Genomic DNA, 18,150 nt, shown 5'->3' with positions numbered 1-18,150 from the left:
ATTCTGAAAGGAAGATAAGATATGGCAAAAAAATCAGTATTAAAAACATTTTTAGTTGCATGTATGACATCAATGCTTTTCGTTGGATGTACGAATACTTCTACAGTAAAGGAAGAAACCAAAACAGTTAAGGTAACTGATGTTAAAGGAGAGGTTGAAATACCAGAAAAGCCAGAAAGAATAGTAGATTTAAGTGGTAATAGTGATACTTTATCCATTTTAGGATATAACGTAATAGGAACTGCTAACAGTGATGCATATGATTATAAAAAACTACCTACATATTTAGAAGATACATTAAAAGATGCTACAATACTTGGCTATAGTATGCAAGATACTATGGATGTAGAAGCAATAATGAATTTAAAACCAGACTTAATCGTAATTTCAACAGTACAAGAAAAAATGTATGATCAATTAAGAGATATTGCTCCTACAGTGATGATTAAGTTAGAAGCATTAGATTGGAAAGAGGATGTTAAGGCTTTAGCGAAAGTATTTAATAAAGAAGAAGCTGCAAATACTTGGTTAGAAAACTATGATAAAAAGGCAAAAGAAGTTGGAGATAAGGTTAAAGAAACTTATGGGAAAGATACAACTTATCTTTCTTTCTTAGCTAGCGGAGGACAATTCTTTGTATTTGATGGAGCAGGATTTGGTAATATCTTATATAGAGATATGGGATTAAGTAGGCCTCAAGGTATGCCAAAACAAAGTGACATTAGTTTACCAGTAGTAACTTATGAAGGTTTAGCAGAAATTAAGGCAGATTATATATTTGTTATAGGAACAGATGAAGATTTAAAGGTTTTAGAAGGAAATGCTATATGGAATAGCTTACCTGCTGTGAAAAATGGTAAAGTTGTTAAGTTACCTTCATCACCTTACTTTAATCAAGGATATAGTTCAGTAGGGAGAGAATTACTTTTAGATGAAGCAATGGAGATGCTAAATGGAAAGAAGTAGTAAAGGTGCAATAACTTTTACAGTTTGTAGTATTTTTATTCTATTAATTGGGTTGTTTCTAGCCGTAAGTCTAGGAGCTACCCAAATTGGAATTTCAGAAATATGGCACAGTATCTTTAATTACAGTGAAAAACTTGATCTTGTACTAATTAGAGATGTGCGTATTCCGAGAGCACTTTCTGTATTACTAACAGGTGGGATTTTAGGAGTAACAGGAGCTATGATTCAAGGTGTTACAAGAAATCCGATAGCAGAACCTTCGCTCCTTGGTGTAAGCCAAGGAGCTACATTAGTTGTAGCTATCTTTTATGCAATCGGAATTTCAATAACTACTACAAATGTTATGATAGCATCGATGATTGGAGCATTAATTAGTGGAATTATAGTTATAGGATTTATATCAAAAAAGGCTAATAATAGTTCAATCACAAAAATACTACTAGCAGGAACTGCTATGAGTACATTTTTTATCTCTCTCACAACTATTGCAGGACTTTTATCAAATAAGTCTCAGTTAATTGCATTTTGGGTAGCTGGAGGCTTTAGAAATGCAACTTGGGCTGATTTTAAATTAGTTGCAGTAGTTGGAACTATAGGACTAATAATAGGAATTTTACTTTCAAATAAAATAAATGTGTTAAGTTTAGGGGATGATGTAGCAATAAGTCTAGGTCAAAATCCAGAACGAATAAGATTAATAACTTTACTTGTTATTATACCAATGTCTGCAGCAGCAGTAGCCGTTGGCAAAAATATTGCATTTGTTGGACTTATAGTTCCCCAAATTGTAAGAAAATTATTAGGAGAAGATTATAGGAAGAATATACCTTGTTCTTTTTTACTAGGAGCGGTAATTTTAACTTATTCTGATATTGTTGCAAGAATGTTCTATAATCCGTATGAAACACCAATCGGAATATTTACAGCTCTAATAGGAGTGCCATTCTTTATAATGGCAGCAAGAAAGGAGAAAGGCTAATATGGCAAAAAGAAACTTCAAAATAATATTCTTAATGTTATTTAGTCTACTGACATTATCACTACTTTTGTATTTAGGCTGGGGAACTTATAAAATATCACCTATAGATATTATAAAAACTATATTAGGACAGGGAACAAAATTTCAAAAATCAGCACTTTTTGATATTAGAATTCCTAGAATGTTAGTTGGAATATCTGTTGGAGTAGCTTTATCTACAGCTGGAGCATTGTTACAGACTATAACAAAAAATGAATTAGCTGATCCAGGGATAATTGGTATAAATGCAGGGGCGGCAGTAGCTGCTGTAATTTTTATTTCATTAAAAACTGCAAATTATTATAGTGAGCTTGGAAACTTATCAATTTATGTATTACCTTTTATGGCTATTTTAGGGGCAGGGATTTCAGCATTTACAATCTATTTCTTATCAAGTAAAGAAAGAATAAGACCAAGAAGATTGCTGTTAATTGGACTTGGAATAAATGCAGGGTTAAATGCCTTTATAACGTTCTTTACATTTAGAGGTGGGGTTAGTGATTATAATAGAGTTTTAGTTTGGATCTCAGGAAGTCTTTGGGGGTCAGGATGGAGCTATGCCAAAATAATAATTCCACTAGTAATTATAATGGTTATATTAACTGTACTAAATTATAAAAAGTTAGATGTATTGAATTTCTCAGATGAACATGCAACTTGTCTTGGACTAAATTTAAATAGAGAAAGAAAAAAGTTTTTAACATATGCGGTTATTCTTGCTGGGGGAGCAACAGCCTTTGCAGGGAATGTAGGATTTATAGGATTAATCTGTCCTCATATGGCAAGAAAATTGGTAGGACCTTATCATAAAAATTTTCTTTTGATATCTGCTTTAATAAGTGTAGTAATAATTTTACTTGCAGATGCAGTTTCAAGAAATTTATTTTCTCCAATTGAAATACCAGTAGGAATTACAATTTCAATATTTGGAGTACCATATTTTATTTATTTAATGATGAAGGAGAAATAAATGGAAGCTATTAGTGTAAAAAATTTATCCGTAGCCTATGAAAGTAATTTAATAATAGATAATATGAATCTTTCAATTCCAAAGGGTGAATTAAGTATAATAATTGGAGCAAATGGATGTGGAAAATCAACATTACTGAAAACTATAGCTAGGATAATAAAGCCTAAAAGTGGTGAAATTTTTATTAATGAGAAAAATATTAAAAAACAAAAAGAAAAAGATATAGCAACTCAAGTTGCATTTTTACCTCAAGGGCCAACTTGCCCAAGTGGAATTACTGTTAAAGAATTAGTTGCATATGGAAGATTTCCACATCAAAGGATGATAGGTGGACTTAATAGTCATGACAAGGAAGTTATTAATTGGGCAATTGAGGAAACTGGTCTTAAAGATTTTGCAGATAGAGAAATAGAAAATTTATCTGGAGGACAAAGACAAAGAGCTTGGATTGCAATGACTTTAGCTCAAGAAACAGACATAATTATGTTAGATGAGCCAACAACTTATTTAGATATGTCATATCAATTAGAAGTATTGGAGGTTCTAGAAAGATTAAATAAAAAGAAAAATATTACTGTTGTTATAGTTCTTCATGAGCTTAATAATGCTTGTAGATTTGCAAGTAATATCATCGGGCTAAAGAGGGGGAAAATTATTTGTAATGGTGCTCCTAAAGAAGTAATAACTAAAGAAAGTTTAAAAGAAATTTATGGGATAGATGCTAAGTTGCAATTAAGCGAAAACAAAAGTTATCCAATTTGCGTAGATTATGAACTTGTAAGGGGATAAAATGAAAAACAAAAATTTTATTATTGTAGTTATTGGACAGATAATTTCTCTATTGGGAAATGCAATTCAAAGATTTTGTATGTCCTTATATATTTTAGAGTTAACTGGCAGTGCTGCAGTTTTTTCAAGAATATTAGCCATTTCAACTATACCATACATAATATTTGCCCCAATTGCAGGGTTATTAGCAGATACTATAAATAGAAAAAAAATAATGATATATCTTGATTTTTTTAGTGCTGCTTTAATGTTTGTATATTCTCTAATAATAATTAATGGAAAAGATAATACAGTAATAGTGGGATTAGTAATGTTCCTATTGTCAATTATTTATACTTTATATAGTCCCTGTGTTACAGCTTGTATTCCTCAAATTGTTCAAAAAGAAAGTTTAGTGAAAGCAAATGGAATAATTCAACAGGTTGGAAATGTAGTAAATTTAGGTGGCCCAATAATAGCAGGTATGTTATATAGTTTGGTCGGTATAAAAGTTGTAGTAATAATAAATGGAATAAGTTTTTTACTTGCAGCTATTTTAGAATTATTTTTAGAAATTCCTGATTTAGGAACGAAAGAAAAGTTTGAAAAGCCAATTAGAAAATCTATTATGGAAATGATAAAGGTATTTAAATATTTAAAGGAAAAAAAGACAGTTATATTAGGTATTATACTTACGTATGCATTAATTAATATTTTTGTGGCGCCAATTTTAAGTATTATATCTCCATATTTTATAAATGTTAATTTAAAAATGCCTTCTAATGTGTATGGATTTATTGAAGCAATATTTGTTTTGGGGATGATAATAGGTGGATTATTAATTACTATAAGGTCTAAATTATTTACTATGAAAGTGTTACATAAAACTATGTACCCTATGATAATAGCTATAATTATTATGGGTATAGCCACTAATTTGAATAAAGAAAAAATATATATTATACTAGGACTTTATTCAATTGGAGGTCTTGGAATAATGTTATCAATATCCCTATCTAACATTATATCATTGACATATATTCAGAATGAAGTAAGACAAGATATGCTAGGGAAAGTTAGTGCTTTTTCTACTGCAGTTGCTACAATAAGTGTATCTCCTGGACAAGTATTATATGGACAGCTTTTAGAATGTGATTATAATCTTTTATATATTTTAATAGGTACAGGGATATTTAGTCTTTTAGTAGTGTGCTTTATAAAATGGAATAGTAGAAAAATTGAATATAATTTATAATATGCTATTAGAGGTATTAATAAGTTGATTAATGCCTCTAATAGCATAATTTTTATTAAAAGGACAACTGGAGTTAAATAATACAAATTATTATTTGATAATGATTTGAAGAGCATTTGCTTTAAAAATCAAGAAAAAGTGTTAAATAAAAATATAGATTAGTTTAATAAGAGATTCTAGTTTATTTAGAGAAAAATAAGAAATATATGGGAATTGAAAAGTATACCTGCTAGGTATACAATTAGATCATAAGGTATAAAAAGTAAAAGTAGTAAAAGATTAAATAGGATTTTTATTTATCAATTAATTATTTAGCTTAATGAGCTATGTAAATTTGAGGAGGTGTATTTATGAGTTTTAAGACAACAGAACAACATGAAAATTTAAGAACAAAAATTAGAACATTTGCAGAAGAGGAAGTTAAGCCAATTGCTTTTATGTTAGATCAGGAAAATAAATTTCCTTCAGAAATAGTGCATAAGTTAGCTGAAATGGGGATGCTAGGAATACCATATACCAAAAAGTATGGTGGAGCAGGATTAGATATAATTAGTTATGCAATTGCTGTTGAAGAGTTATCAAGAGTAGATGGAGGTACAGGAGTAATTCTATCTGCCCATACATCTTTAGGAACATATCCAATTGCTGCATATGGGACAGATGAACAAAAGGAGAAATATTTAGTGCCACTTGCCAAAGGAGAGAAACTTGGTGCTTTTGGACTTACAGAAGAAAATGCAGGAAGCGATGCTGGTGGAACAGAAACTACTGCAGTTTTAGATGGGGACTATTATATTTTAAATGGAGAAAAAATATTTATTACCAATGGTGGTGAAGCAGATATATATGTTGTATTTGCTGTAACAACACCAGGGATAGGAACTCGTGGGATAAGCGCATTTATTGTAGAAAAAGGATGGGAAGGTTTTTCTTTTGGTAAGCATTATGACAAGATGGGAATTCGTTCATCAGCTACTGCAGAATTAATTTTTAATGATGTAAAAGTTCCTAAAGAAAATCTATTAGGAAAAGAGGGAGAGGGATTCAAGATTGCTATGTCCACATTAGATGGTGGTCGTATTGGTATTGCATCCCAGGCTCTTGGTATAGCTCAAGGAGCGTATGAACATGCATTAGAATATTCAAAAGAAAGAATACAATTTGGAAAACCTATTTGTGCGCAACAAAGTATAGCATTTAAATTGGCTGATATGGCTACAAAGTTAAGAGCAGCTAGATTGCTTGTTTATAGTGCAGCAGAGTTAAAAGGAAAACATGAACCTTATAGCATGGAGGCTGCTATGTGTAAGCAATATGCTTCTGATGTTTGCATTGAGATTGTTAATGATGCTCTTCAGATATTTGGTGGAAGTGGATATTTGAAAGGCATGGAAGTTGAACGAGCTTATAGAGATGCAAAAATTTGTACAATTTATGAAGGAACTAATGAAATTCAGAGAGTTGTTATAGCTTCTCATATTATAGGTAAGATGCAAAAAAGCAATAAGGGTGAGGTTAAAAACTTACAATCTGAGCCAGTAACAGGTTATCGTAAGAAGATAATATTGAAAAAAGGAACTCCAGAAGAAAGAGTTAATGAACTTGTTGAAGCTCTTAAAAAGGATGGATATGATTTTACAGTTGGAATTCCAATAGATACTCCAATTAACAAAGCAGAAAGAGTAGTTAGTGTTGGTTTAGGTATAGGTGAAAAAGAAAATATGAAGTTAATAGAAGAACTTGCAGTTCAAGCTGGAGCAGCAATTGGCTCATCAAGACCGGTTGCAGAGACTTTAAAATACCTGCCATTAAACCGTTATGTAGGAATGTCTGGACAAAAATTTAAGGGAAACCTTTATATAGCTTGTGGGATTTCAGGGGCAGGACAACATCTAAAAGGAATAAAAGATGCTACAACAATTGTTGCAATAAATAATAATCCTAATGCAAAAATTTTTAAGAATGCTGATTATGGAATTGTTGGAGATTTAAAAGAGATATTGCCATTACTTACTGCTGCTTTGGATAATGGAGAACCAAAGAAAGGGGCTCCACCAATGAAGAAGATGAAGAGAGCGATTCCAAAGAAAACTGCTCAAACATGGAAACATTATGTGTGTAATGGATGTGGCTATGAGTATGATCCTGGAATAGGAGATAAGGAAGGAGAAATAGCTCCAGGTACATTGTTTGAAAATTTACCTGAAGAATGGACTTGCCCAGCTTGTAGTGAAGAAAAAGCCATGTTTATAGAAGTATAGTTTATCCGATAGCTAGCATCCGTAACACTCCCCCTTCTTCAAGTGGGAGATAACGGCTGCACGTTCCTGGATAAGTTCAACTAAATTCAGCTGGAGTTAAAACTCCACCTGAAAAGTTTCACTTTATATAATTATGTATTTTAAATGTAAAGGAGGATTAAATATATGTATTGTGTTAGAAAAGTAACTGAAGATCTTTATTGGGTTGGAGGTAATGATAGAAGGCTTGCGCTTTTTGAAAATATTCATCCAATTCCAGGAGGAGTTTCATATAATTCGTATTTACTTTTGGATGAAAAAACAGTTTTGTTTGATACAGTAGATTGGTCAATTTGTCGTCAATTTCTTGAGAATATAAGGTCAGTTTTAGCTGATAGAGATTTAGATTATATAATAATAAACCATGTAGAACCAGATCATGCAGCATGTATTGAAGAGATTATTCTTCGTTATCCTAATGTGAAAATTGTATGTACACAAAAGGCTGCTATGTTTATGAGGCAATTTGGATTTAATATCGGAGAGCAGGTGATTGAAGTAAAAGAAGGAGATAGTATGTCCTTTGGAAAACATGAGATGATATTTGTATCTGCTCCAATGGTACATTGGCCAGAAGCGATGGTAACTTTTGACACTACCGATGGAATACTATTTTCAGCAGATGCATTTGGATCTTTTGGATCTTTAGATGGTAAGTTATTTAATGATGAAGTTAATTATGATAGGGATTGGATTGATGATGCCAGAAGGTATTATACAAATATTGTAGGAAAATATGGACCACATGTTCAAAATCTTTTAAAGAAAGCTAGTAAACTTGATATTAAGTATATATGTCCGTTGCATGGATTAGTTTGGAGAAATGATTTTGGATATTTATTAGATAAATATGACAAATGGAGTCGCTATGAGCCAGAAGAAAAGGGAGTAATGATAGTATATGGAACAATGTATGGAGGTACAGAAGCTGCAGCTAATGATTTGGCAACAAGATTAGTGAAAAAAGGAATGACAAATGTAGTGATGTATGATGTTTCAAACACCCATGTTTCATATTTAATTTCTGAGGCATTTAAATATAGTCATGTAGTTTTGGCTTCAGTAACTTATAATTTAAAAATTTATCCACCTATGCTTAATTATATAATGGATATGAAAGCTTTAAATCTTCAAAAGCGTACATTTACTCTTATAGAAAATGGTTCATGGGCCCCTCAATCTGAGAAATTGATGCATGAGCTTTTGGATCAAATGAAAGAAATGACTATTTTAGAGAATGAAGTGTCATTAAATTCCATTATGAAAGAAGATGATTCTGAGCTGATGGAAGCTACTGCTGATAGTATTATTGAATCAATGAAGTAAGGTGAAAAGTATATATAGAAGAACCAACCTAAAAATATAATTTAAAGTTGGTTCTTTTATCATTTTAATTAAATTTGTCAACAAGTAATGGGTTATATTAAATAACTGACATATTGTATTTAGCGGCAAATAGAGGTATGTTTCGTGATTGGTGCTTTTTTACTCTTAAGATTGATTGTTGATTTTAGAAAAAAGCTATAAAATAATAGTAAATAAATCAAATATCTGAGGGGATTTAAATGATTTTAAAAAAAGTGTGTAAAACTTTAGGGATAATTATCTTATCTACTATTATCTTAAGTTCTATGGCTAATACAAATGCAGCAGTATCTAAGATTAATTCACTTCAAAAAAATACTGTAGTAAGTAGCACTTATATTGCTAGAGATTCATTTTATGATTTAAATGAAAAATCAGTTAACAGACTTTCATCAGAACATTTTCAAATTATATGGGGAAGTAATGATGAAACAGGTACTGTTAATGAAGATTTAGTTAGAGGTAATCTTCAAAATTTAGAAACTATTAGAGACTTTTATGTTAATGTAATGGGATTAGATGATACCAGTGTTTCTGTTAATAGTCCTATAAACTCTAGTAGTATTCACTATAAAACAAATCTATATATAAACAAGACAGGTTTATCTAAAATTACAGATGACTGGGCTTATATGTCAAGTGATGGTGATGGCTTTGCTTATTTAGCAGTTGAACCAGGAGCTATGAGAGTTGATGAACCAAGTTGGGTAATTCCTCATGAATATGCTCATGCTATTACGATGCATCAACGTGGGACAATAGCAGCACCTTGGTATGAAACATTGGCAAATTGGTTTAGAGATCAATATTTAGGAAGTACATACTATAGATATGGAGATCGTGTATATGGACCTACTTCAGATTTCTTTCAGCCAGTAGTTTTAAATTCAGATTACTATTTTCCGCATATGAAAAATTATTATGATGCTTGGCCATTTTTATTATATGTAACTGAAAACCCAGATAATATGAATGGGTTAGGGATGGATGTAATGAGAAAAATGCTTCATGATGGTAGTAATGAAATAATGTTTGATAAAATTCAAAGATTATCAGGTACATCTACTAAAGATATGTTAGGTGGATATGCTAGAAGAATGGTAACAATGGATTTTAGAAGACAATCTAGTTATACAAATTATTTAAATGATCTTCTTAAGGATAGTTCGAATTATGACAAGGTATATACAACATTAGAAAATACAAATGATGGATGGCTTAAGGTGACAGATTCAAGAGCGCCACAGCAGGGAGGGTATAATATTATTCCACTTAATATAGATATGAGTAGTAAACAAGTGTCAGTAAACTTCCAAGGAGACAAGTCAGTTTCAGGAGCAGATTTCCGTGCAAGTATTGTAACTAAGACAAGAGATGGTAAAACAAGATATTCAACTATGTGGAATAATGGTATTAACACTTTAAATCTTCAGGGAGATGAAGAAAAAGCGTATCTTGTGGTTTGTGCTACACCTGATGAAATGCTTGATTTAACTTCCTTTGATGTTAATGCAGTAGGAACAAAATATCCATATAAAGTGCAGGTATCAACAAGTGGTAAATCTGATGAAAAAGTTAATATAGCTTCAAAGGCAGTAGTTAGTACGTCATATTGTTCGGAATGGGAAAATATTAGTGCTCTAAATGATAGCTTTGATCCTATAAATTCAAATGATAGATCACATGCTGTTTATGGAAACTGGCCTGAAACTGGAACACAATGGGTTCAATATAAATTTGATAAAAAGTATACTATATCTCAAAGTGATGTATATTGGTTTAAAGATAATGGAGGAATAGATGTTCCAAAATCATATAAGATTCAGTATTGGAACGGAAATAAGTGGGTTGATGTAAAGAATGCCGTAGGTTATGGTACTGCTATAAATCAGTATAATACTACAACATTTACGCCTGTAACCACTAATTCTATAAGAATTCAAGTGGTTTCTAATGGCAGTGCATCTACAGGCATATTAGAATGGAAAGTAGAATGAATTAATAAGTAAAAATACATCACAAGTAATTTTAGCAACTATTTGAATAGTTTCATATAATATTCTAGTAATGATGATTAGGTTTTAGTAATTCTGTAAGTCTAAATTTTTTGCATCTAGATTATATGAGTAGGGGCATTAATAAGTGCAATTTTTGCGGAATTGTAGAGCTCTATCATTAAATGATTTAAAAGGTGATGAGAATGGCGATAAAACCACAAATTTTACGTCCCGGAGATACAATTGGAATAGTTACTTTAGGAAGCCCACTATATCCCGATGTCATTAATGCGGGAATACAAACTCTCGAGAATATGGGATTTAGCGTGCTTCTGGGGAAATATGTATATTCCTATAGTGGCTATATTGCAGCCACAGAACAGCAGAGAGCTGCAGATCTTATGGATATGTTTAGAAATCCAGTTGTGAAGGCTATTATACCTGCAAGAGGAGGAGTAGGCGTTGAAGGTATTATACAATATCTTGATTACTCTGTTATTGCACAGAACCCTAAAATTTTAACAGGGTATAGTGATATAACAATTTTGTTAAATGTTCTGTATATATGGGCTAATTTAATTACTTTTCACAGTCTTCTTTTAATAGACTTTAAACCTACTACCCCTGAATACAATATGGATCAGTTCTTCATGGCAACATCTACACTTACTTCACCAAGGAGGCTTGAAAATCCTTCTGGAAGACCTTTAATAAGCAGAGTGCCTGGAAATGTAACAGGGCCTATAGTTGGAGGTAATCTTGCATCCTTTGTAGGTAGCATTGGAACCCCATTTGAAGTTGATACTAGAGGGAAGATAATATTGATTGAAGAAGTTCATGAACCTGTTAATACAGTATACAGGTATATATATCATCTTATTGCAGCAGGTAAATTTAAAGACTGTGCAGGTATTATCATGGGGCAATGTTCACATTGTCAGCCAGCATATGATAAGACATATGCGGACTTAATTAATGAAGTTATGGTTCCACTTAACAAACCTCTTATGACAAATTTAGCAACAGGGCATGGTACATACAAAATGGCCATACCTATAGGTGCAGAGGCTAACCTTAACACTTATGAGAATACATTGACTATACTTGAACCAACAGTGCGAATATAAAAAGAAAACAATTTTTTTAATTTAAAAAAAATTATTTTTTAGAACTATAATTAGAAAATATAATGTTTGCAAAAACCGTATTATTCATAATTGAATATTACGGTTTTTTTATCTTATTTCAAAAGTTGTACATTGATAACAATAAATGAAGCAGTAAGGACTATTTCCAAAAACTCTATAAGGATAAAAAGAGTATAATAAGCCTTATAGAAGTAGAGACTAAAATGGAAGGTAATATAATAGGTTTATTTAGAATTTAGGTAAGAAAAATATTATGATTATCTGTAATTTTATTTTTTTGAGAAGTTTTAATTTCATATGTAGCAGATAGAAGAAAGGAGATATTATGACAGAGATGAAAGTAATGATAGAAACAGGATGGAATTTGGATAATAGTTATGCTCGTTTGCCTGAATCATTTTTTGCTGATCTTAAGCCAACTCCTGTAAGTTCTCCTAAATTAGTTGCATTTAATGAGAATTTAGCAAGTTCACTTGGATTAAACGTTAAGGAGTTACAAAAAGTTGAAGGGGTAGATGTGTTTGCTGGCAATAGGATTCCAGGAGGTGCTAGACCTCTTGCACAAGCTTATGCAGGGCATCAATTTGGACATTTTACTATGTTAGGTGATGGTCGAGCATTATTAATTGGGGAACATATTACTCCTTTAGGAGAAAGAGTAGATATTCAACTTAAAGGCTCAGGAAGAACACCATATTCTCGTGGTGGGGATGGAAGAGCGGCTCTTGGACCAATGTTAAGAGAATATATAATTAGCGAGGCAATGTATGGACTTGGTATTCCTACTACACGTAGCTTAGCAGTGGTTACAACTGGTGAAACAGTATATAGAGAAACAGAGCAAATTGGTGCAATTCTTACCCGTGTAGCATCCAGTCATATACGTGTTGGAACTTTTCAGTATGCTTCAAAATGGTGTGACACTGAAGAATTACGTGCTTTGGCTGATTATGTATTAAAAAGACATTTTCCAGATGTCAATAGCAAAGAAAATGCTTATCTCCACCTGCTTCAAGAAGTCATTAATGGGCAAGCTTCATTGATCGCTAAGTGGCAGTTGGTTGGGTTTATCCATGGAGTTATGAATACAGATAATATGACTATTAGTGGAGAAACTATTGACTATGGACCTTGTGCCTTTATGGATACATATGATCCCAAAACAGTATTTAGCTCTATTGATATTCGTGGCAGATATGCTTATGGGAACCAACCTAGCATAGCAGAATGGAATTTAGCTAGATTTGCAGAAACACTATTACCATTATTACATCAAGATAGAGAACAAGCTATTAAATTAGCACAGGATTCTCTTTCGGATTTTGCAGAACTTTATAATAAGAACTTGTTATCAGGAATGAGAGATAAATTAGGTATATTTAATGAAGAGGAGCAGGATAAACATCTTATTGAAGGATTACTTAATATAATGGAGAAATATAAAGCAGATTATACTAATACTTTCCGTCAGTTAACTCTAGAAGATTTTGAGGATACGCCTTTATTTAGAAGTGATGAATTTACTAGGTGGTATGAGTTATGGAGAGATAGATTAGATAGACAACAAGAAACAAAAGAGGATTCCAAGCGTTTGATGAAAAATAGTAATCCCGCAGTTATACCTCGTAATTATCGAGTGGAAGAAGCTCTAGAGGCTGCAGTTAAAGCTGGAGATTATAATATTATGAATAAACTACTCAGTGTTCTTTCTAATCCCTTTGCATATTCAGAAGAGCAAAAAGAGTATTCTATTTTGCCAAAGGAATCAACTTGTGGCTATCGAACATTTTGCGGTACTTAATATTAAAGCCATAAAATCAAAAGAAATAGTTTTTAGATCCCGAGTAAGAAAACACTCGGGTTTAATTTTACTTTAAAATTATTAGAAAGATAGGAAAAGTATTTTAAAGAATTGAGAAGTCTTGTCGAATAATATATAATATAATAGGAGTATTTTTTGTTTAAAGTTAAAATAAATAATACGATTTCAAAGATTATGGAGGTATAAAGATTGAAAAAGCTTTTAAAACCAGCAGTAGCATTACTAAGTAGATTAAAATATTCAGCCAAGTTCTTAGTAATTTTATTATGCTTTATGATTCCTTTGATATTTATTCAAATAACTTACTTAAGGGATTTAAATGGAAAAGTTAAGGTTTTGGATAATCAACAAATTGGGTTGGGATTAAATGAAAAGATAACTTCCTTAATAATGTATGTTCCACAACATCGTGGATTATCTTCAACTTATCTTGGTGGAAGAACAGATGTAAAAGGAAAAGTTGATGAGGCACAAAGTCAAATAGACAAAGTAATTGTGGCGATAAATGATGAAATTGCAAAAGATGGAGAAGGGTTCAATCTGAAAGATGAGTGGGGAAAAATAGAGAATCAGTGGTCGACATTAAAAGAAGAAAATTTTAAGTTGTCTCAAGTAGATTCCTTTAAAAAACATACAGAACTAATGGATAGTATAATTAAATTTAATGTGAAGGTAGCAGAAGCAACACAGCTTTCACCAGATTCAAAATTGGAAAAATATTACCTAGTTGATTGTATAATAGATAAATTTCCTGTTGTAACAGAATACATGGGACAAGCTCGAGGTAAAGGCTCAGGGGTATTAGCTCAAAAGTCAATGTCTGATGATGACTATTCATTATTAGTATTTCAAACAAAATCTATAGTAGAAGCATTAAAGGGGTCTTCACAACAACTAAACTATGTATATGAAAAAAATTCAAATGCAAAGAAATCGCTATATGAGTTGGATGAAAATTCGCGAGAAGCAGGAGATAAAGTTGTAAATATACTACAGGAAAACATAATTAAAGAGAAAAACAATTTAACATTTGATGCAACAAAGTATTATGATACAACTACAGTAGCAATTAATGAAGTATTTAAGTTATATAATGAAACATTTAATGTTATCGATGAGATGATTGTAGAAGAAAAAAATGATCTTGCAAGTCAAAAAGCAATTTTATATGTAATTTATTTTAGTACTATAACTATACTTATTTATATATTTGCAGGATTTTATGTGAATATTAGAGATTCTATATTAGACATTCAGTTAGCCACAAGCAAAATAGCAGAAGGTGATTTAACTGCTATGACTAATCTGAATAGCAAGGATGAGATGGGTAAGTTAAGTAAGTATTTCAATAAGATGTCACAGGAATTAAGAGAACTTGTATTGAAGATAAAGCAAGCTTCAAATCATGTAGCATTATCTTCAGAGGAGATGGTGATAAGTGCTGGCAAGACATCAAAAGCAGCAGAAGAAGTATCTCTAACACTGCAAAATGTTGCTGATGGTGCTAGTGAGCAAATTGAAAGTATAAATGAAGCTACTGAATCTATTTCAAAAATGTCTGTAGGTATTAACAAGATATTTGCTAATGGTGAAGAAGTTTCTAGATTATCAGAAAATGCTTATAAAGCATCAAAAAGTGGAACTGAAATAGTTGATTCTGTAGTTAATCAGATGAATGAAATAAGTATTGGAACTCAAGAAACAGCAGGTGTCATAAAGAATCTTGGTAGATATTCAGAAGAAATTGAAAAGATAATTGAGATAATTAAAGATATTAGTGAACAAACAAATCTTTTAGCATTAAATGCGGCTATTGAAGCGGCAAGAGCAGGAGAGTTAGGTCGTGGATTTGCTGTTGTGTCTGATGAAGTAAGAAATCTTGCAGAGCAATCAAGTGTTTCAGCAGAACAGATTTCATCAATAATACGTGATATTCAAAGTGAGATGGCTAAGGCTGTAGCGTCCACAGAAAAAGAAGTAGAAAAGGTTAAAGTAGGTATTGATAAAACGAATTTAGTAAGTAGTGTATTTGAAGATATTGAATATGCTGTATCAAATATGAGCGTGAAAACTAAAGAAATGACAATGTCTATGGAAGAAATTGCTGTTCAAAATAAGCAGGTTATCAAAAATATAGAAGTACTTGAGAAAACAGCAAAAGGAAATGCTAATTCAAGTATAGATACTGCTGCAGCAAGTCAAGAACAATTAGCTGTATTAGAAGAGATAACAAAAGAGGCTAAGGGACTTTCTCAATCAGCTGAGAACTTAAATATGGCAATAACAAAGTTTAATATATAATTGTATACAGAAGGAAAGAATCTATATTAACAATAATTAAAGGTAAATTAATTTCTAATTGTAAAATATAGATAGGTAAAAGCCTGAAGCTAGTTAAAGTATTAGCTTTAGGCTTTTATATTTTAAATATTTATTCTTTTAGCATAAATTCTTTAATAAGTTGGGAAACATAGCTTTTTTTAGCTATTGGTAGCATATGCCTTACTCCAGGAACAATAATTAACTGAGAATCTTTAATTCCATCTTTCATTACGTAGGAGTATTCCGGTATTGTGAGAATATCATCATTACCTACCATAATCAATGTTGGAATATTGATATTGCTCATAACATTTGTTATATCAACTTTTACATTTATATTAAAATCTTTAAGCATAACCTCTGATGGTTCGAGGGTTAGTATAGTTTTTAATACATTTAAATTGGTAAAAGAACCAAGACACTTACAAATATAAATCCAATTTACTTTATTATTATCCACCATATCATAAACTTTCTGATCAAATTTATCAAATTTAGCCCCAGAACTTATAAGAACAAGTTTCTTTATTGTATGAACAGATCTTGCAGCAACACCTAAACATATGGTGCCACCTAGTGAATGACCTATTAGTGTAACATTATCTATATTGACCACAAATTTTTCAACAGCATCTATATATTCTTCTACTTTAGTACAATTCATATTATCTGATTTGCCGTGATCAGGTAAATCTATTAAATAACAATTACAGTTATTTAATTTTTTTGATAGTGGTCTTAAAAAATTATGATTACATCCTGAACCGTGAACGAATACTAAATTTTCTTTTGTTGATGAATTTTCAATTAATTCATAATAAATACCATTAATTTTATCATGCATTAAACAGAGCCCCCTTTATGTACTAATTAGTTTTCTTGATAGGCTTATATGAAAATTAATATGTAAATAGGACACATGCACAAGTTGTACCTGCTCCTACGGACCAAAAAATTATATTATCACCTGATTTGATATCTTCATTTTCAATAGATCTTGCAAGTGCTAAAAATGGACTTGTAGTACCTGTATAACCAAACTCATTACTGATAAACGTAAACTTGTTGATATCTTCATCCATCTCATTGCATACTTGTTCGATGCTTTTTTTAGCAAATTGTGAAATGAAATATCTTTTTATATCTTTTTTAGTGAGGTTATTTCGCTCAAGTAATTCTTCTATAGAAATTTTAGCACTATAGAAAGCACCATCAAAGTTAAATGGAATCCACGTAACTAACTTATCCTTTACTTGTAGTTTACGGTCGTGAATTGTAGATGATAAACCTTTAGCAGGCATAAGGATTTTATCGCAATTACTGGAGTTTGTGTAAAAGTCTGAATCTATAAAACCACGTTCAGTATTTTGAGTGTTTTCCAATACTATTGCACAAGCAGCATCACCAGAAATTGAATAAACTGTAGGTTCATTGAATCTGGAATATTTATTAAGTTGATCTGCCCCAACAATAAGAGCGTACTTTATATTGGGGTTATCTCTCATAGTTCTACTAACTTGATCTAAAGCAACAATCATACCAACACAATTAGCATTTACATCATAAACTGCTGTTTTTTGACCAGCACTTATTGCATTGTGTATTTTCATAGCATTGGTAGGAGAAAGATATTCAGGTGTTCCAGTTGAAAAAACTATTAAATTTAATTCAGATGGTTTAACATTAGTTTTTTTTAAAACTTTATTAACTGCATTAATACCCATTGTAACTATAGTTTCATTAACATCATCTGAAATATATCTAAGATCTGATCCTGTGACAGCAAGGTAGTTTCTAATATCTTCACCTTGTTTTTCAAAATGTTCTATAAAGTAATCATTTCCTACTTGGTTTTCTGGATGATAGTAAGCTATTCCTTTGATAACTGAATTATGAAGTCTCATTTATTTTATCTCTCCTTCATTGTTATTTTTATTTAGTATTTCTGATAGGTGTTGAGTTATATCTTGAACTTTATCTAAGGATTTAATAATATTTTCACAGGTAGCTGCCTGCTCTTCTGTGGAAGCACTAACTTCTTCAGTTGAGGCAGAATACTGCTCAGAAATAGATGCGAGTGTATACATAGATTTTAATAAAGTATCTTTAAAAGCACTGATGTTAGCTAGTTCACTAGATAGCATATTTATCAATTTAATTATATCCTCTGAGGAAAGAACAATATTGTTGAAAGATTCTATTGTAATATCCAATTTGTC

Annotated in this window: 13 protein-coding genes and 1 pseudogene; 11 read left to right on the top strand and 3 right to left on the bottom strand. The window is 31.3% G+C overall.

The window, feature by feature from the left end; genetic code table 11:
- Positions 1–21 precede the first annotated feature (21 nt).
- The 11 genes from FAY47_RS06835 (at position 22) to FAY47_RS06785 (ending at position 15,910) form a co-directional block, all read left to right on the top strand.
- Positions 22–966 carry an ABC transporter substrate-binding protein gene (locus FAY47_RS06835; protein ID WP_143315948.1) on the top strand — a complete coding sequence of 315 codons (945 nt, stop codon included), beginning with the start codon at positions 22–24 and terminating at the stop codon, positions 964–966.
- Positions 953–1,945 (top strand): iron ABC transporter permease, encoded by a 993-nt coding sequence (locus tag FAY47_RS06830; RefSeq protein WP_143315947.1) that lies wholly within the window; start codon positions 953–955, stop codon positions 1,943–1,945. The genes FAY47_RS06835 and FAY47_RS06830 overlap by 14 nt, the downstream gene beginning before the upstream one ends.
- Position 1,946: 1 nt before the next feature.
- Positions 1,947–2,954, top strand: coding sequence for an iron ABC transporter permease (locus FAY47_RS06825; RefSeq protein WP_143315946.1), 1,008 nt, complete (start codon positions 1,947–1,949; stop codon positions 2,952–2,954).
- Positions 2,955–3,743, top strand: a complete 789-nt coding sequence (locus FAY47_RS06820) for an ABC transporter ATP-binding protein (protein WP_143315945.1) — start codon at positions 2,955–2,957, stop codon at positions 3,741–3,743. It begins immediately after the preceding gene.
- A 1-nt stretch (position 3,744) separates the two neighbouring features.
- Positions 3,745–4,977 (top strand): MFS transporter, encoded by a 1,233-nt coding sequence (locus FAY47_RS06815; RefSeq protein ID WP_143315944.1) that lies wholly within the window; start codon positions 3,745–3,747, stop codon positions 4,975–4,977.
- A gap of 350 nt (positions 4,978–5,327) precedes the next feature.
- Positions 5,328–7,238: an acyl-CoA dehydrogenase family protein gene (locus FAY47_RS06810; RefSeq protein WP_143315943.1), complete on the top strand. Its 1,911-nt coding sequence runs from the start codon at positions 5,328–5,330 to the stop codon at positions 7,236–7,238.
- Positions 7,239–7,403: 165 nt separating this feature from the next.
- Entirely contained in the window at positions 7,404–8,603 is a 1,200-nt protein-coding gene (locus FAY47_RS06805; protein WP_143315942.1) for an FprA family A-type flavoprotein, read from the top strand.
- 239 nt (positions 8,604–8,842) lie between these two features.
- Positions 8,843–10,639, top strand: a complete 1,797-nt coding sequence (locus FAY47_RS06800; RefSeq protein ID WP_143315941.1) for a DUF6055 domain-containing protein — start codon at positions 8,843–8,845, stop codon at positions 10,637–10,639.
- Positions 10,640–10,842: 203 nt separating this feature from the next.
- Positions 10,843–11,766 carry an LD-carboxypeptidase gene (locus FAY47_RS06795; RefSeq protein ID WP_143315940.1) on the top strand — a complete coding sequence of 308 codons (924 nt, stop codon included), beginning with the start codon at positions 10,843–10,845 and terminating at the stop codon, positions 11,764–11,766.
- Between the two features lie 346 nt (positions 11,767–12,112).
- Entirely contained in the window at positions 12,113–13,588 is a 1,476-nt protein-coding gene (locus tag FAY47_RS06790; protein ID WP_143315939.1) for a protein adenylyltransferase SelO, read from the top strand.
- A 210-nt stretch (positions 13,589–13,798) separates the two neighbouring features.
- The gene (locus FAY47_RS06785) at positions 13,799–15,910 is read left to right on the top strand and encodes a methyl-accepting chemotaxis protein (RefSeq protein WP_143315938.1); all 2,112 of its coding nucleotides are present in this window, start codon (positions 13,799–13,801) and stop codon (positions 15,908–15,910) included.
- 130 nt (positions 15,911–16,040) lie between these two features.
- On the opposite strand, the gene FAY47_RS06780 is transcribed toward FAY47_RS06785, so the two are convergent.
- The 3 genes and pseudogenes from FAY47_RS06780 to FAY47_RS06770 all read right to left on the bottom strand — a co-directional run.
- Positions 16,041–16,775 (bottom strand): alpha/beta hydrolase, encoded by a 735-nt coding sequence (locus FAY47_RS06780; RefSeq protein ID WP_143315937.1) that lies wholly within the window; start codon positions 16,773–16,775, stop codon positions 16,041–16,043.
- A gap of 55 nt (positions 16,776–16,830) precedes the next feature.
- Positions 16,831–17,835: a ketoacyl-ACP synthase III gene (locus tag FAY47_RS06775; protein ID WP_143315936.1), complete on the bottom strand. Its 1,005-nt coding sequence runs from the start codon at positions 17,833–17,835 to the stop codon at positions 16,831–16,833.
- Positions 17,836–18,150, bottom strand: a pseudogene (locus FAY47_RS06770) (chemotaxis protein); the annotation flags it as partial.

This window comes from Clostridium sp. HBUAS56017, from assembly GCF_007115085.1.
GTDB classification, from domain to species: domain Bacteria; phylum Bacillota; class Clostridia; order Clostridiales; family Clostridiaceae; genus Clostridium; species Clostridium cibarium.
Note: the sequence above shows the minus strand (reverse complement) of the source record. Positions and strands in the feature narration are given on the sequence as shown.

What these genes read in the sequence shown, in the direction of transcription:
- FAY47_RS06835 (WP_143315948.1), top strand. Translation starts at nt 22, where the DNA reads ATGGCAAAAAAATCAGTATTAAAAACATTTTTAGTTGCATGTATGACA.
- FAY47_RS06830 (WP_143315947.1), top strand. Translation starts at nt 953, where the DNA reads ATGGAAAGAAGTAGTAAAGGTGCAATAACTTTTACAGTTTGTAGTATT.
- FAY47_RS06825 (WP_143315946.1), top strand. Translation starts at nt 1,947, where the DNA reads ATGGCAAAAAGAAACTTCAAAATAATATTCTTAATGTTATTTAGTCTA.
- FAY47_RS06820 (WP_143315945.1), top strand. Translation starts at nt 2,955, where the DNA reads ATGGAAGCTATTAGTGTAAAAAATTTATCCGTAGCCTATGAAAGTAAT.
- FAY47_RS06815 (WP_143315944.1), top strand. Translation starts at nt 3,745, where the DNA reads ATGAAAAACAAAAATTTTATTATTGTAGTTATTGGACAGATAATTTCT.
- FAY47_RS06810 (WP_143315943.1), top strand. Translation starts at nt 5,328, where the DNA reads ATGAGTTTTAAGACAACAGAACAACATGAAAATTTAAGAACAAAAATT.
- FAY47_RS06805 (WP_143315942.1), top strand. Translation starts at nt 7,404, where the DNA reads ATGTATTGTGTTAGAAAAGTAACTGAAGATCTTTATTGGGTTGGAGGT.
- FAY47_RS06800 (WP_143315941.1), top strand. Translation starts at nt 8,843, where the DNA reads ATGATTTTAAAAAAAGTGTGTAAAACTTTAGGGATAATTATCTTATCT.
- FAY47_RS06795 (WP_143315940.1), top strand. Translation starts at nt 10,843, where the DNA reads ATGGCGATAAAACCACAAATTTTACGTCCCGGAGATACAATTGGAATA.
- FAY47_RS06790 (WP_143315939.1), top strand. Translation starts at nt 12,113, where the DNA reads ATGACAGAGATGAAAGTAATGATAGAAACAGGATGGAATTTGGATAAT.
- FAY47_RS06780 (WP_143315937.1), bottom strand. Translation starts at nt 16,775, where the DNA reads ATGCATGATAAAATTAATGGTATTTATTATGAATTAATTGAAAATTCA.
- FAY47_RS06775 (WP_143315936.1), bottom strand. Translation starts at nt 17,835, where the DNA reads ATGAGACTTCATAATTCAGTTATCAAAGGAATAGCTTACTATCATCCA.